The following is a 25,384-nucleotide window of genomic DNA, read 5'->3' on the forward strand; positions in this document are numbered from 1 at the left end:
CCTCCTCGACGTTCGTCTTCCTTCAGTTCTGGAACATGTTCAACGCCAAAGGGTTCGAAACCCGCCATTCGGTCTTCACCTGCCTGAAGGGCTGTCGGGAGTTTTTCCTCATCCTTGCCGCCATAGGTGTCGGCCAGGTGCTCATCGTCGAGTTCGGCGGTCCCGTGTTCCGTACCGTACCGCTCACATGGGGCGAATGGGCGGCTGTGATCGGTCTTACGTCGCTCATTGCCTTCGGCGGCGAGGCCGTGCGTGCGCTGCGGCGGAGGTGAATAAATACCTGTGTCGTTTGCTGATCGGTTCCGACTCCGGTAAAAGAAGATCGCCGCAACCCGAAGGTTGCGGCGATCTTTTCGTATGGATCCGTACGGCGGACTACAGGATGCCCTGCTCGACCATCGACTTGGCCACCTTCATGAAGCCGGCGATGTTGGCGCCCTTCATGTAGTTGATGTAGCCGTCCTTCTCCGTGCCGTACTCGAGGCAGGCGTGGTGGATCGACGACATGATCTGGTGCAACTTGGCATCGACCTCCTCGGCCGTCCAGTTGAGCTTCTGTGCGTTCTGCGTCATTTCGAGGCCCGATGTGGCGACGCCGCCGGCGTTCACCGCCTTGCCCGGTCCGTAGGGGATCTTCGCCGCGATGAAGGCGTCGATGGCCTCCGGGCGGCAACCCATGTTCGAAACCTCGGCCACGATCTTCACGCCGTTGGCCAGCAGCTTCTTGGCATCCTCGCCGTCAAGCTCGTTCTGCGTGGCGCACGGCATGGCGATATCGACCTTCACCTCCCACGGCTTGCGGCCCGGGATGAACTGTGCTCCGGGGAACTTGTCGGCATAGGGAGCCACCACGTCGTTGTTCGAAGCGCGCAGCTCGAGCATGTAGGCGATCTTCTCCTTGTTGAGGCCCTCGGCGTCGTAGATGTAGCCGTCGGGACCGGAGATCGTCACGACCTTGGCACCCAGCTCCGTGGCCTTCGTTGCGGCGCCCCAGGCGACGTTGCCGAAGCCCGAGATGGCGATCGTCTGGCCCTTGATGTCCATGCCGGCCTTCTCGAGCATCTGGCGCAGGAAGTAGACGGCGCCGAAGCCCGTGGCCTCGGGACGGATGAGCGAACCGCCGTAGGTCATGCCCTTGCCCGTCAGTACGCCCGTATTCTCGCGTGCCAGCTTGCGGTACATGCCGTAGAGGTAGCCGATCTCGCGGCCGCCCACGCCGATGTCACCGGCCGGAACGTCGGTCTCGGGACCGATGTGGCGCCACAGCTCGGTCATGAAGGCCTGGCAGAAGCGCATTACTTCGCGGTCCGATTTACCCTTGGGGTTGAAGTCCGAACCACCCTTGGCGCCGCCCATCGGCAGCGTCGTCAGTGCGTTCTTGAAGATCTGCTCGAAGCCGAGGAACTTCAGGATCGAGGGGTTCACCGAGGGGTGGAAACGCAGACCGCCCTTGTAGGGGCCGATGGCGTTGTTGAACTGGAAGCGGTAGCCGGTATTGACCTGCACCTCGCCCTTGTCGTCTACCCATACGACCTTGAACGTGAAGCTGCGGTCGGGCTCGACGATACGCTCCGCGATGCGGTTGGCTTCGAATTCGGGGTGCTGGTTGTAAGTCTCTTCCACGGTCATCAGAACCTCGCGCACGGCCTGCAGGTATTCGCTTTCGCCGGGGTGCTTGCGCTCGAGTTCCGCCATAAGTTTGTTTACGTTCATAGTTGAAGTTGTTTAAGGTTGTTCGATCTGTTTACAAATATAAGAATATTTCTTATGGTTTGTTACTCCGCAGGGTAAAATTATTTTGATTTTTTATGTTCCTCCTCCCCGGGGGCCGTTTCGCGAACCATTCCCCGGTTCGAACGGCCGTCCACGCAGACCCACAGCGGGCGGTCGAAGCGCACGTGCCGCAGGTAGGTGCCTTCGTAGAGGGCCTTGCGGGCGTCGAGCAGATCCTCGCGGAAAATGCCGTCGCCGCGGAAGGGGTTGATAGTCAGGTATCCTACGCCCAGCGAGGTGACGTTTTGGAAGAAGTGCGTGCCCTGCGAGGGCTCGACGTCGAACCGCTCGATGCCGCACTCGACGATCACCTTTGCCTCGGAGATGTGGGTCCACTTGACCGGGACGCCCAGGAACGGGTCCGACGACCCCCAGCGGCCCGGGCCTACCAATATATAGGTGCGTTGTTCGTCGCGCATCCGGGCGTTTAGCGCGAGCAGTTCGTCAGCGATCTTCTCCGTGGCGAGCGAGTCGAACATCGGCGTTTTCACGTAGACGATGTCCGAGATGTCGTTCATGCGGCCGATGCCGAGGGCCTGCTCGCCGTAGATGAGTGCATGGTCGGGCGTTTCGCTGCTCCAGTCGATCGGGCGGTTGTCCTGGTTGTCGATGATCGGTCGGATCTGCAGCAGGTTGAAGATCTGCTGCTGTCCGGCCGGGACATCCATGTTCACCGCAAACTCGACCTCCACCGGGCAGCGCATCTCCTCGGTGCCCATGCGGAGGATGTCCGAAACGATCTCGGCCAGCGGGAAGGTGTTGTACTTGAGTATGTTGTTGAAGGTAATGACCTTGCGGCCGCGGTCGAAGGGGCTGTCCGAGATGCGCTCGTTCTCGCGGTCCCAGACCGAGCAGACGAAGCGAGCGTTGCGCATCCCGTCGATTTCGCGGACGTTGAGCCGGTGAAGGTTCACCGCGTCGTCGATCGACGTGCGGAACTCCTCGGGGCTGAGGCTCAGGGCCAGCACCTCGTTCTGCGTGTCGCGCAGCGCCAGTTCGGGGGTCGAGGTCTGCAGCACCTTCTGCGGGTATCGGGGCGAGAAGCGCAGTGTGCGCCCGCCGTCCACCACGAGTTTGCCCAGACCCATCGCCACGTTGCAGACTCCGTCTTCGGGCCGCTCGTCGCCGATCGGGTAGTAGTTGATCGAGCGGGCCACGCCCGAGCAGGTCGGGAAGTAGAGCCCGTCCTGCTCCGTGCCGCACACCTCCTGGATGATGACGGCCATCTTCTCCTCCGAGATGAGGTTCTGCGAGGTCTGGATGTAGGCCCGCGATGCGGCGAAGTAGACCGAGGCGTAGACGCTCTTGACGGCGCGCAGCAGCAGGCGCAGCATCTGGTCCTCGTTCTTCGTGAAGGGGATCATGTAGGTCGAGTAGATGCCGGCGAAGGGCTGGTAGTGCGAGTCCTCGAGTTTCGACGACGAGCGCACGGCCAGCGGCGTGCGCACCGTGCGGATGTAGGCCTTGAGCTCCTGCTGCAGGCGGGGCGGCACGTAGGAGGAGACGAACTCCGAGAGGATCTCTTCGTCGGAGAACTCCTGCGAGACGACGTATTGCAGTCCGTTCATCCGGATGAACTCGTCGAAATATTCCGTGGCGATGACCACCGACCGGGGGATCATGATGCGCACGCCTTCGTGCTTGTCGTACTGGCGGTACTTGATGAGCATCGAGTTCATGAATGCCAGGCCGCGGGCCTTGCCGCCGAGCGAACCTTCGCCGATGCGGGCGAAGGCGATGGCGTCGGAGTAGGTCTCGGCATCGAAGCGTGCCACGACGCCCTGCCCGAGCAGCGTGCGGTAGTCGCGGATGAGGTTCACCAGCACGCGGCGGTGCTCCTCGACCGACGTGAAGTGGCTCTTGTTGTACTGGCGGATCGAGGCGGCCAGCGGAAAGAGGCCGCGCGAGTAGAGCCACTTCGAGAGGTGGTTCTGCGAGGTGTGGTACTCGAAGGCTTCGTCGGGGATCGAGGCGATCATCTCCTGCATCTGCGCCAGGTCCCTGGCCCGGCCGATCTCCTCGCCCGTGGCGGGGTCCTCGAAGACGAAGTCGCCGAAGGCGAACTCGCGGTCGATGTAGTCGTGCAGCTGCGAGAGCAGTGTCTTGGAGTTCTTGGCGATGAATCCGGCGCCGAGCGCCTCGGCCTGCTCGCTGAAGGCCGTCTGCGAGGACTGCAGCAGAACGGGCATCAGCGGGTTGTCGTTCTTGATGCGGCGGCAGAGGTCGATGCCGGCGTCGGGCTTCTCGCTCTCGGCCGGATCCTCGCGGTGCAGGACGAACCCCACGTCGGAGATTACTCCCAGCAGGTTCTGCTTGTAGCGGTCGTAGAGCTCGACGGCCTCCTCGTAGCAGCGGGCCAGCAGGATCTTGGGCCGGGCCCGTTTGCGGAGTACCTGCTGCTGCTCGTTGAAGGCGTCCTTCAGGAACTCGGTGTTCTGCAGCAGGATCAGCTTGTAGAGTTCGGGCAGGTAGGTCGAGTAGAAGCGGATCGAGTCCTCGACGAGCAGGATCGCCTGCACGCCGCCGACCGAGATGTCCTCCTCGGCGTTCATCTTGTCCTCGACGAGCTTGATGATGGCGATGATCAGGTCCGTGTTGCCGTGCCAGCAGAAGATGTAGTCGAGTCCCGAGCGGTCCTGCTCCCCGAGCCGGCGGTAGATGTCCTTCGAGAAGGAGGTCAGCAGTGCGATTGGGATCTGCGGGTGGCGCTCCTTGGCGAGTTTGGCAAAGGTGAAGACGTCGGGTTCGCCGACGTTGTACATCGTCAGGATGAAGTCGTAGGAGTCGTCCTCGGCCAGCGCCTCGAGCGCCTCGCGGGTCGAACTCACGCGCGTGAACGAGGGCGGATTCGACATGTTGAGGTCCAGATACTCCTGATTGATCTGCGATTCGATGTGGCCGTCCTCCTCGAGGATGTAGCCGTCGTAGCTGCAGCAGACGAGCAGGATCTTGTGGATGCGGTATTTCATGAACCGGTAGTGGGTTCGGCTCTCGTCGGGCATGTATTGTTCGAGACTTTTGGCCATTGTGATGCTGTTTTTGGATCCTTGAACAAAAATAAGGAAAAAATTCTTACCTTTGAAATCGGAAAAAACGAAAACGATGAGCAAGGAGAAATACACGCTGCAGGAGGTTACGACGCCGGCGCTCGAACGCGAGTGGCTCGACCTCCCCAAACGGATCTACCGCGGCAACCGCAACTGGGTCTGCCCGCTCGATGACGACCTGCGCGAGGTCTTCGACCCGGCCCGGAACGAACTCTTCGCCGACGGCGAGGCGATCCGCTGGGTGGTCCGCGACGCCCGCGGCGAGGTGGTAGGCCGTATCGCCGCCTTCTACAACCGCGAAAAGGCGGCACTCGAGGAGCAGCCCACGGGAGGCTGCGGATTCTTCGAGTCGATCGAGGACCAGCAGGTGGCCGACCTGATGTTCGATGCCGCCCGCATGTGGCTCGCAAGCCGCGGCATGGAGGCGATGGACGGCCCGATCAACTTCGGCCAGCGTCGCGACTGGTGGGGCCTTCTGGTCGAGGGCTACGAGTTCCAGCCCCTCTACAAGAACCCCTACAATCCGCCCTACTACAAGGAGCTGTTCGAGAACTACGGCTTCAGGAACTACTTCAACCAGAACAGCTATATCTGGCGCGTCAATGCCTCGGAGGCCAACAAGTCGATCTTCGCCCGGGCCGGACGCCTCGATGCGAGCTATCATGTCGAGAACATCGACATGAACCGTCTGGAGGAGGCCGCCGAGGATTTCCGCGTGATCTACAACAAGGCGTGGGCACTCTTTTCGGGCGTGAAGCCCATGACCCGCGAAGAGGCCATCGAGATGGTCCGCGAGATGAAGCCGATCATCGACCCCCGGATCATCTTCTTCGCCTACTTCAACGAGGAGCCCATCGGCTTCTTCATCACCGTCCCGGACCTGAACCGTCTGATCGGGAAGTTCAACGGCAAGTTCGGCCTCTGGCAGAAACTGCGCCTGCTCTGGGACCTGAAGGTGCGCAAGTCGTGCGACCGCATCTTCGGCATCATTTTCGGCATTGCGCCCGAGTTCCACGGGCGGGGCGTCGAGTCGGCCATCATGGTCAAGTACTACGAGTTCCTCGAGATGACCAAGAACCAGTACAAGTCGATGGAACTGGCGTGGATCGGCGATTTCAACCCGGTGATGAACCGCATGATCGAGACCTACGTCTGCGCCACCAAGCACAAGATGCACACCACCTACCGCTATCTGTTCGACCGCGAGAAGGAGTTCAAGCGCTGCCCGCGCCTGGGTGTGAAGCGCCGCGAATAACCGGAAACCTGAAAACACAAACCATACCATGAAAACTACCGCATTCACCAAGTATCACATCGCCGCGGGGGCCAAGATGGCCGAGTTCGCGGGGTACAATATGCCGATCGAGTTCACGGGCATCAACGACGAGCACATGACCGTCCGCAACGGGGCGGGCGTCTTCGACGTGAGCCACATGGGCGAGATCTGGGTCAAGGGCCCGAAGGCCGAGGCGCTTCTGCAGCGCATCACCACCAACGACGTCGCAAAGCTCTACGACGGCAAGGTGCAGTATTCCTGCATGCCGAACGGCCGGGGTGGCATCGTCGATGACATCCTCGTCTACCGCATCGACAAGGAGACCTACATGCTCTGCGTCAATGCCGCCAACATCGACAAGGACTGGGCCCACATCTGCGAGCAGGGCAAGGCCTTCGGCATGGAGGCCGGCAGCGGCAAGGAGCTCTACAACGCTTCGGACGAGATTTGCCAGCTCGCCGTACAGGGTCCGCTGGCGATGAAGATCGTGCAGAAGATGTGCTCGGAGCCGGTCGAGCAGATGGAGTACTACACCTTCCGCAAGATGCCTGTCGCCGGTTGCGACGCGATCCTCTCGATCACGGGCTATACGGGCTCGGGCGGCTGCGAGATCTATGTGGCCAACGAGGACGGCGACAAGTTGTGGAAGGCCCTGTGGGAGGCCGGAGCCGAGTACGGGCTGAAGAACATCGGCCTCGGGGCGCGCGACACGCTGCGTCTGGAGAAGGGTTTCTGCCTCTACGGCAACGACATCGACGATACGACCTCGCCCATCGAGGCCGGCCTGGGCTGGATCACCAAGTTCGCCGAGGGCAAGGAGTTCATCGACCGTCCGCTCATGGAGCGGCAGAAGGCCGAGGGCGTTGCGCGCAAACTGGTGGGCTTCAAGATGGTCGAGCGAGGCATCCCGCGCCACGGATATACCCTGGCCGCTCCGTCGGGCGAGCCGATCGGCCACGTCACTTCGGGAACGATGTCGCCCTGCATGAAGGTGGGCTTCGGTCTGGGTTATGTGGCTGCGGCCTATGCCAAGCCGGGTACGGAGATTGCGGTGGTGATCCGCGAGAAGCCCGTCAAGGCCGAAGTGGTGAAGATACCGTTCATTTAATTCAGAAAAAACGATACGATGAAAGCAAAATACCTCGGGCTCGAACTGAAGAGCCCCGTGATCGTCAGCAGCTCGCCCTATACGGCGAAGATGGAGCACATCGAGCGCTGCGTGAGCAACGGTGCCGGTGCCGTGGTGCTGAAATCCATTTTCGAGGAACAGATCTACCGTGAGGCGGCATCGCTCGACCGCATGGAGGGATACGGCGATGCCGGCGAATACCTCGAGCGTTACCTCGGCGATGCCTACAAGGGCGAGTTCCTGGAGCTGACGCGCCGCGCCGCAACGACGGGGGTGCCTGTCGTGGCGAGCATCAACTGCGTGGGGGCCGGCGAGGCCTGGATCGAATATGCGCAGTCGATGGAGCAGGCCGGGGCTTCGGCGCTGGAACTGAACATCTTCCTGTTGCCTACCGACCGGCATGCCGATGCCGTGCAGCTCGAACAGGGCTATGCCGAGATCGTGCGCAAGGTGGCCGGTGCGGTGAAGGTCCCCGTTTCGGTGAAACTGCCGATGCGCCTGACCAACGTGCTGTCGGTGTGCGATGCCCTGCTGGCCCGCGGAGCCCGGGGCGTGGTGCTCTTCAACCGCTTCTTCGAGCCCGATATCGACATCGAGAAGATGTCGTTTGTCAGCGGGGACCCGTTCAGCGAGGCCGGGGAACTGCGCAACGTGCTGCGCAGCACGGCGCTCTGCGCCCATGTGCTCCCGCAACTCGACATTGCCGTATCGACGGGCGTACACGACGGTGAGGCTGCCGTCAAGGCGCTGTTGTGCGGCGCTTCGGCCGTGCAGGTCTGCTCGGCCATCCACAAGTCGGGCTATGAGGTGATCGGCGAGATCTCCCGCTTCATCGACGACTGGGCCGCCCGCCACGGGTTCGATTCGCTCGAGGCTTTCCGCGGGCGCATGGATTACGGCTCGGCCGAAGGCGACCACTACCAGCGTGTGCAGTACATGAAGTATTTCCCCCACGGCGTGGAGTAGTTTGTTGTCCGGAGGAGCCGCAGAGGTCCCTATCATCGCGAAATGACCCCCGAATGTCCGGCCGGACATTCGGGGGTCTCTTTGTTCAGGGGGGGCGTATCGGGGTGTCGCGCCGCAGGTCAGCCGGCGCTCTCCTCGTCGAAGATCCGGTCGAATGCCTCGCGCAGCGAGTTCGGGGTGCGGATCCATGCGCGAAGTTCCTCGAGCCGCCGTGCGTTGTCCGATTCGGGAAGCCAGAGCCGCAGGTAGCCGCCGTCGGCATACTTCTTCCGCAGGTGCTCCGCGAAGCGGTCGTAGTGCCCCTGGCGGTCGAGTTGCGGGTAGTGTGCCAGTCCGTACTGGATCGTCCGGCGGAGAATCGTCAGCGGTTCGATGCAGCGGTCGGCTTCGGCCACGATCCGCCCGTAGATGCTCCGTGGAGCGTGGTCCGACGAGGCACGGTGGTCCTCGACCGCTTCGCGCATCACGCGGAGCTGCTCCTCCGAGAACCAGCGGCGGAGCTCCCGGTCCTCGAAGAGGATCCGACCGGCGTCGATGTGGTGGCGCTCCCTTCCGAACGCCAGTCCCGTGTCGTGATAGGCCGCGACGGCGTAGACCATCTCGATGCTGACGTCGTAGTGGCGGGCCAGAGCCAGGCTGCGCGCGATGACCGTGCGGACATGCTCCGTGCCGTGTGCGCGGTCGAATCCCTCGTAGCGGGGGATGACCGTCCGTTCGATGTATTGTTCGAGTTCCCGGTTCATGCGGCAAAGGTACGAAAAATCCCTCCTTTTCGAAAGGAGGGATCTTCTCGTCCGGCGTTGGACGGCCGGTGTATGCGCCGTGTGTTACTTGGCGTAGGATACGGCGCGCGTTTCGCGGATCACGGTGATCTTCACCTGTCCCGGGTAGGTCATCTCGTCCTGGATCTTCTTGGCGATATCGTGCGAGAGCCCCTCCGACTCCTGATCCGAGAGTTTGTCGGCCCCGACGATCACGCGGAGCTCGCGGCCTGCCTGGATGGCGTAGGTCTTCACCACGCCGGGGTACGACAGGGCGATATCCTCCATTTCCTTCAGACGCTTGATGTAGCTCTCGACCACTTCGCGGCGTGCGCCCGGGCGTGCGCCCGAGATGGCGTCGCAGACCTGGATGATCGGGGCGATGAGCGACGACATTTCGACCTCGTCGTGGTGGGCACCGATGGCATTGCAAACCTCGGGTTTCTCCTTGTACTTCTCGGCGAGCTTCATGCCGATGATTGCGTGCGGCAGTTCGGGTTCGTCGTCGGGCACTTTGCCGATGTCGTGCAACAGGCCGGCGCGGCGTGCGATCTTGGGGTTGAGGCCCAGCTCGGCGGCCATGATGCCTGCGAGGTTGGCCGTTTCGCGGGCGTGCTGCAGGAGGTTCTGTCCGTAGGACGAGCGGTACTTCATCTTGCCGATCAGACGGATCATCTCGGGATGGAGCCCGTGGATACCGAGGTCGATGGCCGTGCGTTTGCCGACCTCGACGATCTCCTCCTCGATCTGTTTCTGGACTTTGGCTACGACCTCCTCGATGCGGGCGGGGTGGATGCGGCCGTCGGTGACGAGCTGGTGCAGGGCCAGGCGTGCGATCTCGCGGCGCACGGGATCGAAGCCCGAGAGGATGATCGCCTCGGGGGTGTCATCGACAATGATCTCAATACCCGTTGCGGCCTCCAGGGCTCGGATGTTGCGGCCCTCGCGGCCGATGATGCGGCCCTTGACCTCGTCGCTCTCGATGTTGAACACCGTGACGGCGTTCTCGATGGCCGTTTCCGTCGCTACGCGCTGAATCGAGGCCACGATGATGCGCTTGGCCTCCTTCGAGGCGGTCATCTTGGCCTCCTCGATGGTCTCGTTGATGAACGAGGCGGCTTCGCTCTTGGCTTCGGCCTTCATGTTCTCGATCAGGATGTTCTTGGCATCCTCGGAACTCATGCCCGAGATCTGCTCGAGGCGGGCGTTCTGCTCGCGCATCATCTGATCGACCTCCTCCTTCTTGTGCTCGAGGATCTGGAGCTGGTTCTGCATCTGCTCCTTCAGGCGGTCGTTTTCGCGGTGTTTGTTTTCCAGTTCGCGCTGCTGGTTCTGGAGGTTCTGCTCGATCTGCTTGGCGCGCTGCTCGCTCTGTGCGAGCTTCTGGTTGCGTTCATTGACCTGACGGTCGTACTCGCTCTTGAGCTGTATGAACTTCTCCTTGGCCTGCAGGATGCGTTCCTTCTTGATCATCTCGCCTTCGGCCTCGGCCTCCTTGAGGGCGACCTCGCGGCGCTTGCGGATCGACGTCTTGACCACGAGGTTCGTGACGAGGGCGTAGATCGCAACGGCGGCCACGGCAGAGATGCAGGCTGTTAAAATGATGGTAGTCATCTTGCGTTGCTTTTCTTTTCTTTGTGTTAATATTTAGGGTTCTTTGATCGTTCAAAAAAAAACCGCATAGGATTCCTTATTCTTGTTTGACGAATCTGCAAGATTGTCATGTGTGGAGGCTCCGGCAATCGCAATCTTCCAACGGCGCACCTCGGTACGCACCTCTTGCGGGGTCAAGGCCTGATTTTGAAACGTCGTAAGTTGCTCCAATTTAAAAAGTGTTCAGTTTCGCAAAGCTTTAAGGAATCTATGCGGGTAGATTGATCCTTGTATGTCCAAGAACGTCGGCCGTTTTCCGGTTCCGTTTTTCTCTCCCCCCCCCTGTCCGGGGATGCCGGAAAACCGCACCTTATTGTTTTTCTGTCTCTCTCTTTGTCTCTCCTTTTTCCTTTCGTCTCTTCCCGTCTCTCTTCCTCCCGTTCAGCACCCTCCCGGGAGGCTTGTGTTTGGCCGGTCAGAGCTTGGGATCGTTGAGACAGGCTTCGATTTCGGAATCCAGCGCCTCGAGACGCTGAAGGTCTTCGCCGCCCAACTCGCGGCTCTGTCGCATTCCGATCTCGGCAATTGCAAACTTCAGAGCCGTCATCGACAGGTAGTCCATGTCGGTCCAGTTGCGGATATTCTGCTGTTTTATCAGTGCGAGGTAGTTGTTCACCTCTCGCTCCGCCAAACGATACATCTCCTCTTTGCCGCTCTCGATCGTGAACGGGTAGCTTTTGCCTGCTATCTTGAGGGTTATCGCCTGTTTCGCCATTGTTTTCGTTTCGTTTACTCGGTCTCTCTGTCTCGTCGCATCATCGGGGAGCGCCGGCTCCCGATTCCCGGTCTGGTTCCGGCCTATTCGGTCTTTCGGTCTGCGGCTGTCTCCGCCGCCTGTCCGACCAGCGCGATGCATTTGTCCACCTCCCGCATAAGGCGATTGACACGGGCCCGCGCTTTCTCCCGGTTGGAGGATCCCCCCGCCAGACCCTCGGTGAGCTGCATGCGCGCCACTTCGGCGTCCAGCTCGCGCACCCGCCTTTCAAGCGAGCGCTTCTCGGCCCGCAGCGTCTCCTGTTGCGCCTCCAGCTCCGCACAGTGCTCGGCCATCCTGCGATGGGCTTCGATCAACTGCCGGACCCGGGCTTCGAGGTTGGAGATCACGCTTTTGTCGGCCATCGGTCTACGGGTAAAGTTCCTTTTGCCTTTCAAAGGTACGAAAAGGATCGCTAAAAAGCAAAAAATATGAAAACTATGTACGGACGACGCCTGCCCTGCAAGGCTTCCGGAGGGCCTTAGCGGCCGATTACAGACCCGTAGAGGTCGTAGTCCGCGGCGCTCTCGATACGCACGTTGTAGAAACGGCCCCGCATGAGGCGCCGCCCGTCGGCCGGGATCAGGATCTCCTGATCGACCTCCGGGGAGTCGTACTGCGTCCGTCCGACATAGAAGTCGCCCTGGCGCGAGTCGATGAGCACCCGTTCGGTGCGGCCCACGCGGCGGCTGTTGTTTTCGAGCGAGATGCCGTTCTGCAGGGCCATGATCCGCTCGACGCGCTCCTGCTTCACGGCATCGGGAACATCGTCGTGCAGTTCGCGGGCCGAGTAGGTCCCCTCCTCCTCGGAGTAGGCGAAGACCCCGAGGCGTTCGAACCGCACTTCGCGGACGAACTCCATGAGTTCGGCGAAATCCTCCTCCGTCTCTCCCGGGTAACCCACCAACAGCGTCGTGCGCAGCGCCAGGTCGGGGATCGCCCCGCGCAGGCGGCGGATCAGCTCCATCGCCTCGGCCTTCGTATGGCGGCGGTGCATCGACGCCAGCTGGGCGTCGGAGATGTGCTGGAAGGGGATGTCGAGGTATTTGCAGATCTTCGGCTCGGAGGCCATCACCTCGATCACGTCGTCGGGGAAGGCCGCCGGATAGGCGTAGTGCAGCCGGATCCACTCGATGCCGTCGATGCGGCAGAGCCGGCGCAGCAGTTCGGCCAGCATGCGGCGTCCGTAGAGGTCGATACCGTAATAGGTCGTGTCCTGCGCGATGACGATCAGCTCACGGACCCCGCGGGCGGCGAGCTTGCGCGCCTCCTCCTCGAGCGTCTCCATCGGCACGGATACATGCGGGCCGCGGATGAGCGGGATGGCACAGTAGCCGCACATCCAGTTGCAGCCCTCCGAGATCTTCAGGTAGGCGTAGTGCTTCGGGGTGGTAAGCAGCCGTTCGGTGGCCAGCTCCGGCTCCCCGGAGGCCTCGAGCGCGCGTACGACGCCGTCCCAGGTCCGGGCTCCGAAGTAGGCGTCCACCTCGGGAATCTCCGTGCGCAGGTCGTCGGCATAGCGCTCCGAGAGACAGCCGATGACGAACAGCCGCTCGATCTTCCCGGCCTGCTTGGCTGCCGCCGCACGCAGGATCATGTCGATGGACTCCTGCTTGGCATCGCCGATGAATCCGCAGGTGTTGATCACCACCGTCTTGGCGTCGGTGCGGTCGCTGTCGAACACGACTTCGTAACCGGCCGCCGCAAGGCGGGCCATCAGGTGCTCCGAATCGACCGTATTCTTCGAGCAGCCGAGCGTGATGACGTTAATTTTTTTCATCGCCGAACAGTGCTTTGACAAACTCCCGGCGGTCGAAGATGCGCAGCTGGTCGATGCCTTCGCCGATGCCGATGTAGCGGACCGGGATGTGGAACTGGTCGCTGATGCCGATCACCACGCCTCCCTTGGCCGTGCCGTCGAGCTTGGTGATCGTGAGCGAGGTGACCTGCGTGGCCTGCGTGAACTGGCGGGCCTGCTCAAAGGCGTTCTGCCCGGTCGATCCGTCGAGCACGAGCATCACCTCGTGCGGGGCTCCGGGGATCACCTTCGACATGACGTTGCGGATCTTTGTCAGCTCGTTCATCAGGTTGATCTTGTTGTGCAGCCGCCCCGCGGTGTCGATGAGCACCACGTCGGCGCCGTTGGCCTTGGCCGAGGTGAGTGTGTCGAAAGCCACCGATGCGGGGTCGGAGCCCATCTGCTGGCGGATCATCGTCGCCCCGGCGCGGTCGGCCCACACCTGGAGCTGGTCGATGGCCGCGGCCCGGAAGGTGTCGGCGGCGCCGATCCACACCTTGCGCCCGGCCTTGGTGAGCTGGGCGGCGAGCTTGCCGATCGTCGTGGTCTTGCCGGCGCCGTTCACGCCTACGACCATGACCACGTAGGGCTCGCCCTCGCGGGCGTCGAGCCCGAAGTGTTCGGACGAACCGTGGGCCTCCTCCATCAGGGACGATACCTCCTCGCGCAGAATCGACTGCAGCTCCGAGGCGTTCATGTACTTGTCGCGGGCGACGCGCTCCTCGATGCGGCGGATGATCTTCACGGTAGTCTCCACGCCGACATCCGACGAGATGAGCACCTCCTCCAGGTCGTCGAGCACCTCGGCATCGACCGTTGAACGGCCTGCCACGGCACGGGCCAGTTTCGAGAAGAGTCCCGTCTTGGTCTTTTCCAGTCCGGCGTTCAGCTCCTCCTGGCTGCGTGCGGCCTGCTCGACGGAGGGCGTATCCTGTTTCTTTTTGAAAATGTCGAAAAATCCCATAATTGAATTTCTGTATTCACCCCATCTGCGAATCGCTCTCCTCTACGGACTCCGGATGCGGCCCGTGTGCGGGGCGGTTATCTTTGGCAAAGATAGCAAGAAAGTTTCAAAAAAAACGTTATCTTTGTCAAAGATAAGCGGCCGGTATTGCTGTCCGGGGCCTTCCGGAAAGCACGGGCCGCAAGTCGGATGGAACATAATGCTGTGAAAACATGAAAAAACTCCTGTTTGTGCTCTTTGCCGTGTGGTGTGGTGCGATGACGGCCGCGGCACAGGATCTGATCGTCAAGACCGATGCCTCGCAGGTCGAGGCCCGGGTGCTCGAAATCTCGCCCGATGCGGTGCGTTACAAGCGTTTCTCGAATCCCGACGGCCCGACCTATGTGTTGCCCGTGGCCGAGATCCGGTATATCCGCTATGCCAACGGTGAGGTGGAATATTATGCAAAGGAGGTTCCGGCCGAGCCACTGACCCCGGCCCGGTCCGCCGGCGAGGCGCAGGAGCAGGCTGCAGGCGAGACGGAGGCCGCTCCGCAGGCCGAGGCGCCGCGTCCTGCCCCGGAGTATGTGCTTCGGCGCTATGAGGTCGGCGATCTATACGACCGCGACGGCGTGAAGGGCGTGGTTTGCATCGTTTCAGACGAGGGAACCCACGGCCTGGTGATCTCGCTCGAGCAGATCTACCTCACGTGGAGCGAGTTCCGCAAGCCCGACCTGCGGACTGTGGGTGCCGGGAACAGAACCGACGGCGAGGAGAACATGCGTACGGTCGAGGCCTATATCGCCGCCAACGGCCTTTCGTGGGACGATTTCCCGGCCTTCAAGTGGTGCCGCGAGCAGGGGGAGGGATGGTATCTTCCCTCGATCGACGAATTGCTGACGATCGGCCACAACTACAACGGCGGTTCGCGCATGAAGAACAATCGCCAGGCCCGCAACAAGTTCAACGATGCACTTAAGGATGCGGGCGGTAAACGGATGGACCGGATGGTCTACTATTTCTCTTCGACGGAGATGGACGAGAAGAACGCCTATACGTCGCATACGAGTCTCGAACCGCCCTACGTGGTCGAGATCCCGAAGTACAACAAGTTTCTCGTTCGGGCCGTGCACAAGTTCTGATGCGGCCTTTGCGAAACGTATGAGGGGCGGCAACCTGCAAAGGTGCCGCCCCTCATACGTTTTGACCATTCGAAAGCCCCCGGTGACGCAGGGTCAGATACTCTCGATCAGCGCGCGGAGTTTGGGGATGATCACCTCCCAGTCGTAGTTTTTGCGGACATAGTCCGGCCCTTTTTCGCCCATTGAGCGGCACAACTCCGGATCGGAGAGCAGCCGGTGGAGCTTGCGGCAGAAATCTCCGGCATTGTTGTACCACCAAGCCGCGCCGCTCAGTTTGCAATGGTCTTTCATCACCTCACATCGTCCGTTGATGAGGAGCGGGATGCGGTTCTGCATCGCTTCGAGCATCAGCAGCGAGAGGCTCTCCATCGGCGAGGGGTTCACCATCACCGTGGCGTGGCGGACAATCGCGCTCTTCTCCTCGTCGCTGACATAGCCCGTGAAGAGGATCGACGGGTTCTCGGGTCGTCGGATGTCGGGATCGATGCCGCCTGTCAGTACCAATGCCGCCTGTTGATTCCCGTAGCGGCGCAGGTAACGCTCGTAGTTGGGCAACAGTTGGTCGATTTTGGGTTTCGTGACGCGCCCCAGATAGAGGACGTACCTGTCGGGAAGCCCGTATTTGGTGCGGACCTGCTCCCAGTCGGCCGGGGCTGCCTCCTCGATGCCGGAGCCGAGTATGCTGCACGGTGCCATGGCCCGGCCAAAGACACTACGGCAGAGCCGCTCTTCGGCGGGCGTATTGAACGCAATGTGTCGCACGCGGGTAAACATCGGGGCATTCATGCTGTAATACAGCGGCTTGTCGGGATGGGCCATCGGTACGAGAATGCTCTTCTCCGGGGCGATGACTGAACCCAATACGGCCTGCCCGTAGTAGAAGTTCATGAAGATCAATGCGGTGTACTCTTCGTGATGGGCGGCGATGTGTTCCAGCAGTTCGGGTGTATGTCCCTCTTGCGACAGGAAATAGCGGAGTTCCTGCTCGGTCCCGAACGTCCAGATCGGGTGGAGCGAACTGATCGGGCGGAGCAGGCCGACGGCATGGAGGTATTGCCGCAGGCGGCGGGCTCGTTTGCACCGGTTTCGGAAGAGTCCGTAGTTGGCCCCGTCTACGGGTTGTGCGGGAAAGCGGCGGACGGAGACTCCGTTCTCCGTTTCGATGCCGGCAGGGTAGTCCCGCTCCGGGTTTCCGAAGATGCGGATCGTCGAGGTGAGCACCTCCACATCGTAGTAAGAAACCAGACGCTCTGCCAGCATGCGGCAGTGGAGTTCGGCCCCACCATTGACATCCGCACCGTAGCGGATGATGACGAATGCTATTTTCTTTTTCATTGCGGGTCAGAGTTCCTTGAAGAGGCGGAGCCATTCGGCCCCTATGTTGTCCAGATCATAGCGTTGTGTCGCTTCGTGACATACGGTGCGCATACGTTGTTGCAGCTCTTCGTTGCGCATGGCGGCCTCGAGGGCTGCGGCATATTTCCGGATATGGAACGCCGGGACGGCGATGCCGCATGCTCCGTTGCGGGTGATTTCGTGGATACCGGCAAAGGAATCAAACGAGACGGGGATACACCCGTATTGCTGCCCCTCGGTGAAACACATCGGCATGCCCTCGAAATTCGAAGTCAGACAGACGAACGTAGCCCGGCGGTAGAAGGTCGCCACGTCGTGGCGGTATCCGGCGAATTCGATGCGTTGGAGTCCTGACTGGCGGGCCTGCCGTTCCAAGTCGGCGCGTTCGTCGCCGTCGCCTACGACGATCAGTTTCCATTCGGGGATGCGGCGTTCGACGATCTTCCACACCTTCAGCAGGCGGTCTACCCGTTTGTGGCAGCGTTGGAACCGGCCGACGTAGAGGACTACCTTCTCCTTCGGCGTATCGACGGGCTCCTCGGCCGGCAGCATCGGGTTGAACACGGCGGCAAACCGATGCTCGGGGATCGACTCGCTGCCCGGCAGGCCGGATCGGAGGATGCGCTGCTTGAAGTCGTCCCGGTAGGCCGGGCAGAGCGTGACGAACCGATCAACGTTTTGCAACAGCCGGATGTAGAATTTGGTAAAGCGGCGTTCGAGATGGTTGGTGAGCCGGTAGCGCGGTTTGCGGATGAGGGTGAACTCCAGCTTCTGCCACGGCTTGAGGTAGGGACGATCTGCCGCACGCTGGTGCTTGAGGTCGAACACCTCCCAGAAAGGGCTATTGTGCAGGCAGTAGACGATCTTCGTACTGCAAGTGTTGTGAATCTCTTGGAATGGGAAGTCGGTGGCACCTTGTGCGATCAGTATGTCGACCTGCTCCTGTTGCAGCGAGGCGCAGATGTATCGTGTGTTCTTCGGCGTGGCTCCCGATTGCGATTCGGGCAATTCGCGGATGTCGAACCGTCGTTGCAATTCGTCGGTCAGCAGTTCGCGTACCAGTTTGCGGGTATATATGATTTGCCGGAGACCTTGTGTCTCGAAGAATCTACCGAGATTGCAGGTCACGGTCTCGGCTCCCCCGGCCGGGAATATCCAATGGTAGTAGGCGATGGTTCTGACTTGCATGGAGTGTCGCGAGCGTTATTTTTTTCAAAGGTATCTGTTTTAATCCGGATAAGCAAATCTTCCTCTCTGTTGCCGGGCCCGTATGCCGGAAAAATACAAAGGGCATCCCGAAGGGTGCCCTTTGTATTTAAGAGTGCGGGACTCTCAAATACTTATTTCTTCTCGTCGAAGAACTCCTTGATCTGGTCGTTGGGAACGACGCTCTCCTTGAACATATAGGCGCCCGTCTTCTCCGACTTGACCATCTTGATGCACTTGGTGAACTGCTTACCCGTGCCGGTTTTCAGTGTTGCGACTACTTTCTTTGCCATACAGCTCTAACTATTTGATTTCTCGGTGAACGGTTACCCGCTTCAGGAACGGATTGTACTTCTTGCGCTCCAGACGGTCGGGCGTGTTTTTCTTGTTCTTGGTCGTGATGTAACGGGACATTCCCGGAACGCCGCTCGCTTTCTGTTCGGTGCACTCCAGAATAACCTGGACTCTGTTGCCTTTCTTTGCCATTTGTTACTGGTTTTTAGTACAAGCTCTTGGGGGCTGCAGCTTCGCGCAGGGCGACGGCGAGACCCTTCTTGTTAATCGTTTTCATACCGGCGGCCGATACCTTCAGGGTGATCCAGCGGCCTTCCTCCTCAGACCAGAAGCGCTTGGTTTTCAGATTCGGACTGAATTTGCGCTTGGTCTTGTGGTGCGAGTGCGAAACATTGTTTCCCACGATCGCTACCTTGCCTGTGATTTCGCAAACTTTCATTTTTTGTTTGAATGTTAGGTTAAAACCCTTTTTAAGGGAGTGCAAATATACAACCTTTTCGGCAAATAGCAAAAGCGCCCGCCTTTTTTTTCGATTCCCGGATACCGCGGCCCGTCGGTGCCGGTCCGAACGGCTCCGGGCGACCCGCTCCCGGCGGCTGCCGGGTCACTCTCCGTTGAGGGAGTCGCGCAGCAGCCCGATGGCGAATGCCGAGGCGCGGTCGATGATCTGGCCGCGGTCGGTGCCGCACTGGCGGCACTGGGCGACGGTTCCGGCGGGGGTGGCCACGGCGATCCAAACCGTACCGACGGGTTTCTCGGCCGAGCCTCCTGTCGGTCCGGCGATTCCCGTCGTGGCGATGGCGTAGTCCGCACCGGCCACGCGGCGGACCCCTTCGGCCATCTGGCGCGCCACCTGCTCGCTGACGGCGCCGTAACGGGCGATCGTGTCGGCATCGACCCCCAGCACGCGGATCTTCGCCTCGTTGCTGTACGATACCACGCCGCAGAGGAAGTAGGCCGAGGCTCCCGGCATGGCCGTGAAACGGGAGGCAAATCCCCCGGCCGTGAAACGGGAGGCAATTACCCCGCCTGTACAGCTCTCGGCCGTGGCGAGCGTCTGGCGGCGCTCGGTGAGGATTCGGTGGACGAGCTCCTGCATCGTGGCCGTCTCGTATCCCAGCACGTTGTGGGGGATGATGCGGCGCAGCGCCTCGAACTGCCGTTCGATCTCGCGGGCGACACTCTCGCCCTCGACCTCGTAGGCCGACAGGCGCAGCCGCACGGCGCCCGGGTTGGGCAGGTAGGCCAGCTTGAGGTAGGGCGGCAGGGCATTCTCCCATGCCTCGATCCGTTTGGCGAGCATCGATTCGGGCAGCCCGGCGGTGATCATCGTGCGGTGGACGATCTGCCGCAGCGAGAAGCGGGCCTTCAGGCGGGGCATCACCTCGTCCTGCATCAGGTGTTCCATCTCGTAGGGGACGCCCGGGAGCGAGACGACGACGTGTCCGTCGCGTTCGAACCACATGCCCGGGGCCGTGCCGTGGGCGTTGAAGAGCACCGTGCAGGCATCGGGGACGAGCGCCTGCGAACGGTTGAGTTCGTTGAAGTCGATGCCGCGCGCGGTGAGCATCCGCTCTACGTGGGCCGCCACGGTCTCGTCGTAGTGCATGCCGCAGCCGAAGAGTTCGGCGAGGGTCTTCTTGGTGATGTCGTCCTTCGTGGGGCCGAGGCCGCCGGTGATGACGGTGACTTCGGAGCCGTGCAGGGCGCGCGAGACAGTGTCGAGGATCTGCGTGCGGTCGTCTCCGATCGAGATCTTTTCGCGGACGACGATTCCCGCCGCGTTGAGGTGTTTGGCGATCGAGACCGAATTGGTGTCCACGATCTGTCCGATCAGGATCTCGTCGCCGATCGTAAGAATGGTTGCTTTCATGACGGATTATGCGTTGGAGGCGGAGTCCTTGCCGGATTCCGTCGTGTCGGGCTGCGTTTCGGCCGCCTCGCCGCCTTTGTCCGATGCCGCGGGAGCGGGCTCTGCGGCTTGCGGGACCGGTGCGGCGTCCGGCGTCTCGGAGACCTGTGCGTGGGCCTTACCGCCGGCGTCGTCGATCAGCGCCCGGCAGATTTCGCGGACGAGTTTCGGCCCTTCGTAGATGTATCCCGTGTAGAGCTGCACGAGGTCGGCTCCGGCGTCGAGCATGGCCCGGACGTCGTCCGGGGTCATCAGGCCGCCCACGCCGATGATGGGGTAGGTGCCGCCCGAGCGGGTATGGATCCGACGTACGATCTCGATGGTGCGCCGGGTGAGCGGTGCGCCGCTGAGCCGGCCGCTGCCGATCGTCTCGATCGCCTCGGGACTCGTCTGCAGCCCCTGGCGGAGGTGGGTGCCGTTCGTGGCCACGATGCCGTCGAGCGGCGAAGAGGTCATCACGTCGGTGATGCGGTCGATCTCCTCGTCGCTCAGGTCGGGCGAGATCTTGAGCATGATCGGCCGGTACTCGCTCTGGCCGCGGCGGAAGTCGAAGAGCGGTCCGAGAATCTGCAGGATGTGTTCCGGGGTGTGCGAAAACTCTTCGCGGCAGGAGTTGTCGCAACTGATATTGACCGTGAAATAATCGGCGTACTGGTAGAGGCTGCGGAACGCCTTCAGGTAGTCGGCCGCGGCATTTTCGGGCGGCGTGTCGGTGTTTTTGCCGATGTTGCAGCCCACGATTCCCTTGCCGCGGTTGCGCTGCAGGTGCCGGATCATGGCTTCGAGTCCGTGGTTCGAGAGGCCGATGCGGTTGATGATTGCCCGGTCCCTGGGCAGGCGGAAGACGCGCGGCCGCGGGTTGCCGCCCTGCGGGCGGGGTGTGACGGTGCCGATCTCGACGAATCCGAACCCGAGGGCCGAGAGCTCCCGGATCGCCTCGCCGTTGCGGTCGAAGCCGGCGGCCAGTCCGACAGGGTTCGGGAAGCGGATGCCGAAGACCTCGCGCTCGAGCGACGGGTGCGCCTCGGCATAGCATTTGCGCAGCAGCCAGCGGCCTCCGGGGATCAACCCGATGCACCGCAACAGGAGCAGGACGGCCCGGTGCGCCCGCTCGATGGTGAGCGAGAAGAGGACCGGTTTTATGATGCGCTGGTACATGTTTGCATGTTTACGGACGGGCAAAAATACGAAAAAAGAACGGATTCCGCTAAAAATATTCGCGGCGGTAGGCGTAATGGTCGCGCAGGGCTTCGAAATCCGTAGGGTTCTCCTTCAGCCGGCGGCTTTCGGCCTCGATGTCGAAGGCTCCGCCGATGGTGCGGCAGAGTTCCTGCCATGAGATCGGGCGTGGGGTGGAGGGGGCTGCTTCGGGGGGATACCACCCGGTGAGGGGCAGGCCGAAATGGCGGGCCAGCGCATCGACCGACATGGCCGTGGCGTTGGCCTTGCCCTGTTCGGAGTAGCCGGCGATGTGGGGGGTGGCGATCAGGGCCCGGTCGAGCAGCGTGCGGTCGATGGCCGGTTCGTGTTCCCAGACGTCGAGGGCGCAGGGGTGGCCGCTCCGCACGAGGGCCTCTCCGTCCACGACCTCGCCCCGCGAGGTGTTGATGACGACCGCGTCCGGTCGCAGCATGCCGAGCAGGCGTTCGTCGGCCAGGTGGCGGGTCGTTTCGTCGAGGGGTGTGTGGAAGGTCAGCAGGTCGGCCTGCGCGGCGACCTCTTCCAGCGGCAGGAACCCGAGGCGCTCGCGCTCTTCGCGCGGGGGGTCGCAGCAGAGCACGCGGAAGCCCCACGCCTCGGCATACTCTTTGACGAGCGAGCCGACGTGGCCCACTCCGACGATGCCGAGTGTCCTGCCGTCCGGCTGCCAGCCCTGCACGCGGGCCAGGTGAACCAGCGCGGCGCCGATCCATTGCAGCACGCCGCGGGCGTTGCATCCGGCGGCGGTCGTGACACGGATGCCGTGTGCGGCGCACCATCCGAGGTCGATGTGGTCGAACCCGATGGTGGCCGTGGCGATCATCCGCACGCGGGAGCCGGCCAGCAGCCGGGCGTCGCAGCGCGTTCGGGTACGGACGATGAGTGCGTCGGCATCGCGGACGTCGGCGGCCGTGATGGCCTTGCCGGCGATCCGGACCACTTCGGCGAAGGGCGTCAGCACATCCTCCAGAAAGGGTATGGCGCAGTCGGCGATGATCTTCATGGCATGCGATTCTTTGCTTTGGGGTGGACAAATATAGGGAAATTTTAAAATTTTTGTACCTTTGTTATTTAAAACGACTGATATGGAACAGAAAACCTTCGATCCGGACGGCGTCGGCGTGGACAACGGGACCTATTTCGGTCTTCCGTTCGATCCCGAGACGGCGGAACTGGTGCTTGTTTCGGCCCCCTGGGACGTGACGGTCTCCTACGGTGCCGGTACGGCCTATGCCCCCGATGCGATCATCGAGGCTTCGACGCAACTCGACTTCCACGATCCGCTGGCCCCCGGGGCCTGGCGCCGCGGCATCGCCACGGCCGACGTGGACTATGCCCTGCAGGAATCGTCGCAGCGGCTGCGGGTCGATGCCTCGCGGGTGATCGACCACCTCGAGGGCGGCGGTTCGCCCGACGACGAATACGTTGTGCGCAAGCTGCGGCGCGTGAACGAGGGTTGTGCGGCGATGAACGCCAACATCGAGGAGCAGGCTTCGCGCTGGCTCGATGCGGGCAAGACGGTGGGGCTGGTCGGTGGCGACCATTCGACCCCCTACGGGCTGATCCGCGCCCTCGGCCGGCGGCATGCGTCGTTCGGTATCCTGCACATCGATGCCCACTGCGACCTCAGGGAGGCCTACGAAGGGTTCGAATATTCGCATGCCTCGATCATGTTCAACGTGCTGCGCGACGTGCCCCAGGTGTCGCGCCTGGTGCAGGTCGGCGTACGCGACTTCAGCGCCGGGGAGGCTGCCCGCGCCGCTTCCGATGCCCGGATCTCGACTTTCGACGACCTGTCGCTGGCCGGTGCGGCCTTCGACGGAGTGACCTGGAGCGAACAGTGCCGGAAGATCGTGGCCGCGCTGCCCGACGAGGTCTATGTCAGCTTCGACATCGACGGACTCTCGTTCGAGAACTGCCCCCACACCGGGACGCCCGTATCGGGCGGCCTGACCTTCAACCAGGCGGTCTGGCTGCTGGCCGAGGTCGTGCGCTCGGGACGCCGCATCATCGGCTTCGACATGGTCGAGGTGACGCCTGCGTCCGACGACCGGATCGACGCCATCACCGGAGCGCGCATCTTGTGGAAACTGTGCGGGCTGACCCTGCGGTCGCACGCCGAAAACCCGCAGCGGTAGGATGGGGATCTTTACCCGATTCGGCTGGATCCGGCGGTTGAGGAGCGTGGTCTTCGGCGTGCGCCGGTTCATGCAGGCTCCCTGGGCCGGGGGCGTGGTGCTGCTGACGTGTGTCGCCATCGCCATGCTGCTGGCCAATCTCCCCGCCACGGCGCTCTACTACCACCATCTGCTCGAGACCGAACTCTCGGCGATGGTCCATTCGCCCGAAGGGGTGATCGACTGGATCTTCCCCCGCGGGATGACCGTCGAGAAGTTTATCAACGACGGTCTGATGGTCGTCTTTTTCTTCTCGGTAGGGCTGGAAATCAAACGCGAAATCGTCTGCGGCCGGCTCTCGACCCGCCAGCAGGCCATCCTCCCGGTGGTGGCCGCCCTCGGCGGCATGCTTGCGCCGGCACTTGTCTTCACGCTCTTCAACCACGGTACGGCCGCGGCCAACGGCTGGGGAATCCCGACGGCGACCGACATCGCCTTTGCCGTGGGCATCCTCTCGATGGTTGGCGATCGCGTGCCGGTCTCGCTCAAGATCTTTCTTACGGCACTGGCCATCGCCGATGACCTCGGTGCCATTCTGGTCATCGCCCTCTTTTACGGGGGCGAGGTGCGGTTGGGCTACCTGCTTGCGGCTTTGGCGGTCATGGCTTTGGTCTACGGTATGAAGCGCCTCGGTGAGAAGCGGATGGGTTTCTATCTGGTCCCGGCAGTCATCATCTGGGGACTGTTCTACTACTCGGGGGTGCACTCGACCCTTTCGGGGGTGGCGATGGCCATGCTCATCCCGATGGAGCCGCGCTACGGAAAGGAGTATTTCGTCCGCAAGATGGCCTCTCTGAAGGGGGCTTTCGAGTCGATTGCAACCTCCGGGGACGATTTCCCCGACGAGGAACAGCGGGCCTGCCTGCGCCGCGTCAGGCAGTTGTCCTCCCGCTCGGTCGGGATGTCCTACCGGCTGGAGGAGGCGCTGGCTCCCTATGTAACCTTCCTCATTATGCCGATCTTTGCCTTGGCGAATGCCGGGGTCGGCATCGCCTCGCCCGAATATTTCCGGATCTTCGCCCATTCGCCCGAGATCGGGTCGATTGGCATGGGGGTCTTCTTCGGACTGGTCGTGGGCAAGCCGCTGGGCATATTCCTTGCGGCGTGGATCTCCGTGAAGATGGGGCTGGCTGCCATGCCCGAAGGGGCTTCGTGGCGGATGCTGCTGGCGGTGGCCTGCCTGGGCGGCATCGGCTTCACGATGTCGCTCTTCGTCGATTCGCTCGCATTCTCCGATGTGGCGCTCATCGACCGCGGCAAGATCGCCATCCTGATGGGTTCGGCAGCGGCCGCCGTGTTGGGTACCTTATTAATATGGATCTTCGGTAAACGGAACAAACAACTGACTTGAACGATATGAAACGGAACGTGTGGTTGCTCCCGCTGCTGGCACTGCTGGCCGGAGCCTGCTCGAAGCACTCGGGCGGAGGCGCGAAACTCGCCTCGGACACCGACTCGGTGGCTTATGTGATCGGTATGAATGTGGGTTTGAACCTCCAGCGGATGGATTCGACGATCAACGTCGATGCCGTCTGCGAGGGAATCCGCGACGTCTTCCGCGACAAGACGCGCCTCTCGGTTGAGCAGGCCGAGACTTTCTACCTGAGCTACCTCAATTATGCCCTGCCCGAAAAGGCGCGGGCCTACGAGGAGCAGTTCCTGGTCGATATCGCCACGTCGAACCGTTCGTATGCCCGTACCTCGTCGGGTGTGACCTATACGGTGACCGAGGTGGGAGATCAGGGACGCATTCCGACCTCGGACCGCGACAGCGTCGAGGTGCGCTATGTCATCTCCACGACCGACGGACGGCAGCTCTACTCCTCCTATGAGCGCGGCGACACGCTGCGCGTGCAGTTGCGCGACCTGCGTCCCGGTGTGCGGGAGAGTGTGAAACTCATCGGCCGGGGTGGCCGGATCGAGTCGTGGATACCCTCGGCCGAGGCCTACGGCGCCGAAGGCGACAAGGAGCTCGGCGTGGCCCCGAACACGACGCT

At 61.9% G+C, this 25,384-nt stretch carries 24 protein-coding genes; 8 read left to right on the plus strand and 16 right to left on the minus strand.

All coding sequences use genetic code 11. The annotated features are described in order from the left end of the window. Nucleotides 1-272: cation transporting ATPase C-terminal domain-containing protein (locus QZL63_RS01235; RefSeq protein WP_290585460.1), on the plus strand; the 272-nt coding region annotated here is incomplete at its 5' end. Nucleotides 273-375: 103 nt separating this feature from the next. Here QZL63_RS01235 and gdhA read toward each other — a convergent pair. Further along, the gene (gdhA, locus tag QZL63_RS01240) at nt 376-1,713 is read right to left on the minus strand and encodes an NADP-specific glutamate dehydrogenase (protein ID WP_022307541.1); all 1,338 of its coding nucleotides are present in this window, start codon (nt 1,711-1,713) and stop codon (nt 376-378) included. Between the two features lie 80 nt (nt 1,714-1,793). Beyond that, nucleotides 1,794-4,799 (minus strand): PEP/pyruvate-binding domain-containing protein, encoded by a 3,006-nt coding sequence (locus QZL63_RS01245; protein WP_022307542.1) that lies wholly within the window; start codon nt 4,797-4,799, stop codon nt 1,794-1,796. A gap of 76 nt (nt 4,800-4,875) precedes the next feature. On the opposite strand from QZL63_RS01245, the gene QZL63_RS01250 reads away from it, so the two are divergent. Genes QZL63_RS01250 through QZL63_RS01260 form a run of 3 tightly spaced genes read left to right on the plus strand, consistent with a single transcriptional unit; the run spans nt 4,876 to nt 8,191 of the window. Further along, entirely contained in the window at nt 4,876-6,075 is a 1,200-nt protein-coding gene (locus QZL63_RS01250; protein ID WP_022307543.1) for a hypothetical protein, read from the plus strand. Nucleotides 6,076-6,103: 28 nt separating this feature from the next. Continuing rightward, a complete protein-coding gene (gene gcvT / locus QZL63_RS01255; RefSeq protein ID WP_022307544.1) occupies nt 6,104-7,204 on the plus strand; it encodes a glycine cleavage system aminomethyltransferase GcvT in 1,101 nt (366 codons plus the stop codon). A gap of 18 nt (nt 7,205-7,222) precedes the next feature. Then, nucleotides 7,223-8,191 carry a dihydroorotate dehydrogenase-like protein gene (locus QZL63_RS01260; protein ID WP_022307545.1) on the plus strand — a complete coding sequence of 323 codons (969 nt, stop codon included), beginning with the start codon at nt 7,223-7,225 and terminating at the stop codon, nt 8,189-8,191. A gap of 119 nt (nt 8,192-8,310) precedes the next feature. On the opposite strand, the gene QZL63_RS01265 is transcribed toward QZL63_RS01260, so the two are convergent. From QZL63_RS01265 to ftsY, 6 genes are all read right to left on the minus strand, one after another. Beyond that, nucleotides 8,311-8,934, minus strand: a complete 624-nt coding sequence (locus QZL63_RS01265; protein WP_022307546.1) for an HD domain-containing protein — start codon at nt 8,932-8,934, stop codon at nt 8,311-8,313. 84 nt (nt 8,935-9,018) lie between these two features. Further along, nucleotides 9,019-10,566: a ribonuclease Y gene (gene rny, locus QZL63_RS01270; RefSeq protein WP_022307547.1), complete on the minus strand. Its 1,548-nt coding sequence runs from the start codon at nt 10,564-10,566 to the stop codon at nt 9,019-9,021. Nucleotides 10,567-11,020: 454 nt separating this feature from the next. Beyond that, the gene (locus tag QZL63_RS01275; protein WP_022307548.1) at nt 11,021-11,320 is read right to left on the minus strand and encodes a cell division protein ZapA; all 300 of its coding nucleotides are present in this window, start codon (nt 11,318-11,320) and stop codon (nt 11,021-11,023) included. 83 nt (nt 11,321-11,403) lie between these two features. Beyond that, the gene (locus QZL63_RS01280) at nt 11,404-11,724 is read right to left on the minus strand and encodes a hypothetical protein (protein ID WP_022307549.1); all 321 of its coding nucleotides are present in this window, start codon (nt 11,722-11,724) and stop codon (nt 11,404-11,406) included. A gap of 116 nt (nt 11,725-11,840) precedes the next feature. After that, nucleotides 11,841-13,139 (minus strand): 30S ribosomal protein S12 methylthiotransferase RimO, encoded by a 1,299-nt coding sequence (rimO, locus tag QZL63_RS01285; protein WP_022307550.1) that lies wholly within the window; start codon nt 13,137-13,139, stop codon nt 11,841-11,843. Beyond that, nucleotides 13,126-14,121, minus strand: coding sequence for a signal recognition particle-docking protein FtsY (ftsY, locus tag QZL63_RS01290; RefSeq protein WP_022307551.1), 996 nt, complete (start codon nt 14,119-14,121; stop codon nt 13,126-13,128). The genes rimO and ftsY overlap by 14 nt, the downstream gene beginning before the upstream one ends. A 212-nt stretch (nt 14,122-14,333) precedes the next feature. Here ftsY and QZL63_RS01295 point away from each other — a divergent pair, with 212 nt between their 5' ends. Beyond that, the gene (locus QZL63_RS01295) at nt 14,334-15,242 is read left to right on the plus strand and encodes a hypothetical protein (protein WP_290585463.1); all 909 of its coding nucleotides are present in this window, start codon (nt 14,334-14,336) and stop codon (nt 15,240-15,242) included. Nucleotides 15,243-15,335: 93 nt separating this feature from the next. Here the strand turns inward: QZL63_RS01295 and QZL63_RS01300 are convergent, their stop codons facing one another. From QZL63_RS01300 to QZL63_RS01335, 8 genes are all read right to left on the minus strand, one after another. Then, nucleotides 15,336-16,577, minus strand: a complete 1,242-nt coding sequence (locus QZL63_RS01300; protein ID WP_022307553.1) for a glycosyltransferase family 4 protein — start codon at nt 16,575-16,577, stop codon at nt 15,336-15,338. A 6-nt stretch (nt 16,578-16,583) separates the two neighbouring features. Beyond that, nucleotides 16,584-17,786, minus strand: coding sequence for a glycosyltransferase (locus tag QZL63_RS01305; protein WP_022307554.1), 1,203 nt, complete (start codon nt 17,784-17,786; stop codon nt 16,584-16,586). A 152-nt stretch (nt 17,787-17,938) separates the two neighbouring features. Next, a complete protein-coding gene (locus QZL63_RS01310; protein WP_022307555.1) occupies nt 17,939-18,097 on the minus strand; it encodes a DUF4295 domain-containing protein in 159 nt (52 codons plus the stop codon). A 10-nt stretch (nt 18,098-18,107) separates the two neighbouring features. Further along, nucleotides 18,108-18,290, minus strand: a complete 183-nt coding sequence (gene rpmG / locus QZL63_RS01315; protein WP_022307556.1) for a 50S ribosomal protein L33 — start codon at nt 18,288-18,290, stop codon at nt 18,108-18,110. Nucleotides 18,291-18,303: 13 nt separating this feature from the next. Continuing rightward, nucleotides 18,304-18,537, minus strand: coding sequence for a 50S ribosomal protein L28 (gene rpmB / locus QZL63_RS01320; protein WP_022307557.1), 234 nt, complete (start codon nt 18,535-18,537; stop codon nt 18,304-18,306). 165 nt (nt 18,538-18,702) lie between these two features. After that, nucleotides 18,703-19,971 (minus strand): competence/damage-inducible protein A, encoded by a 1,269-nt coding sequence (locus tag QZL63_RS01325; protein WP_022307558.1) that lies wholly within the window; start codon nt 19,969-19,971, stop codon nt 18,703-18,705. A gap of 6 nt (nt 19,972-19,977) precedes the next feature. Beyond that, nucleotides 19,978-21,168: a quinone-dependent dihydroorotate dehydrogenase gene (locus QZL63_RS01330; RefSeq protein ID WP_022307559.1), complete on the minus strand. Its 1,191-nt coding sequence runs from the start codon at nt 21,166-21,168 to the stop codon at nt 19,978-19,980. A gap of 49 nt (nt 21,169-21,217) precedes the next feature. Continuing rightward, nucleotides 21,218-22,213 (minus strand): 4-phosphoerythronate dehydrogenase, encoded by a 996-nt coding sequence (locus QZL63_RS01335; RefSeq protein WP_022307560.1) that lies wholly within the window; start codon nt 22,211-22,213, stop codon nt 21,218-21,220. Nucleotides 22,214-22,295: 82 nt separating this feature from the next. On the opposite strand from QZL63_RS01335, the gene QZL63_RS01340 reads away from it, so the two are divergent. The 3 genes from QZL63_RS01340 to QZL63_RS01350 all read left to right on the plus strand — a co-directional run. After that, a complete protein-coding gene (locus QZL63_RS01340) occupies nt 22,296-23,348 on the plus strand; it encodes an agmatinase family protein (RefSeq protein ID WP_022307561.1) in 1,053 nt (350 codons plus the stop codon). A gap of 1 nt (nt 23,349) precedes the next feature. After that, a complete protein-coding gene (gene nhaA, locus QZL63_RS01345; RefSeq protein ID WP_022307562.1) occupies nt 23,350-24,738 on the plus strand; it encodes a Na+/H+ antiporter NhaA in 1,389 nt (462 codons plus the stop codon). Nucleotides 24,739-24,743: 5 nt separating this feature from the next. Continuing rightward, on the plus strand, nt 24,744-25,384 hold a 641-nt coding region (locus QZL63_RS01350; protein WP_290585473.1), incomplete at its 3' end, for an FKBP-type peptidyl-prolyl cis-trans isomerase N-terminal domain-containing protein.

It is taken from the genome of Alistipes sp. CAG:268 (genome assembly GCA_000434235.1).
Classification (GTDB): domain Bacteria; phylum Bacteroidota; class Bacteroidia; order Bacteroidales; family Rikenellaceae; genus Alistipes; species Alistipes avistercoris.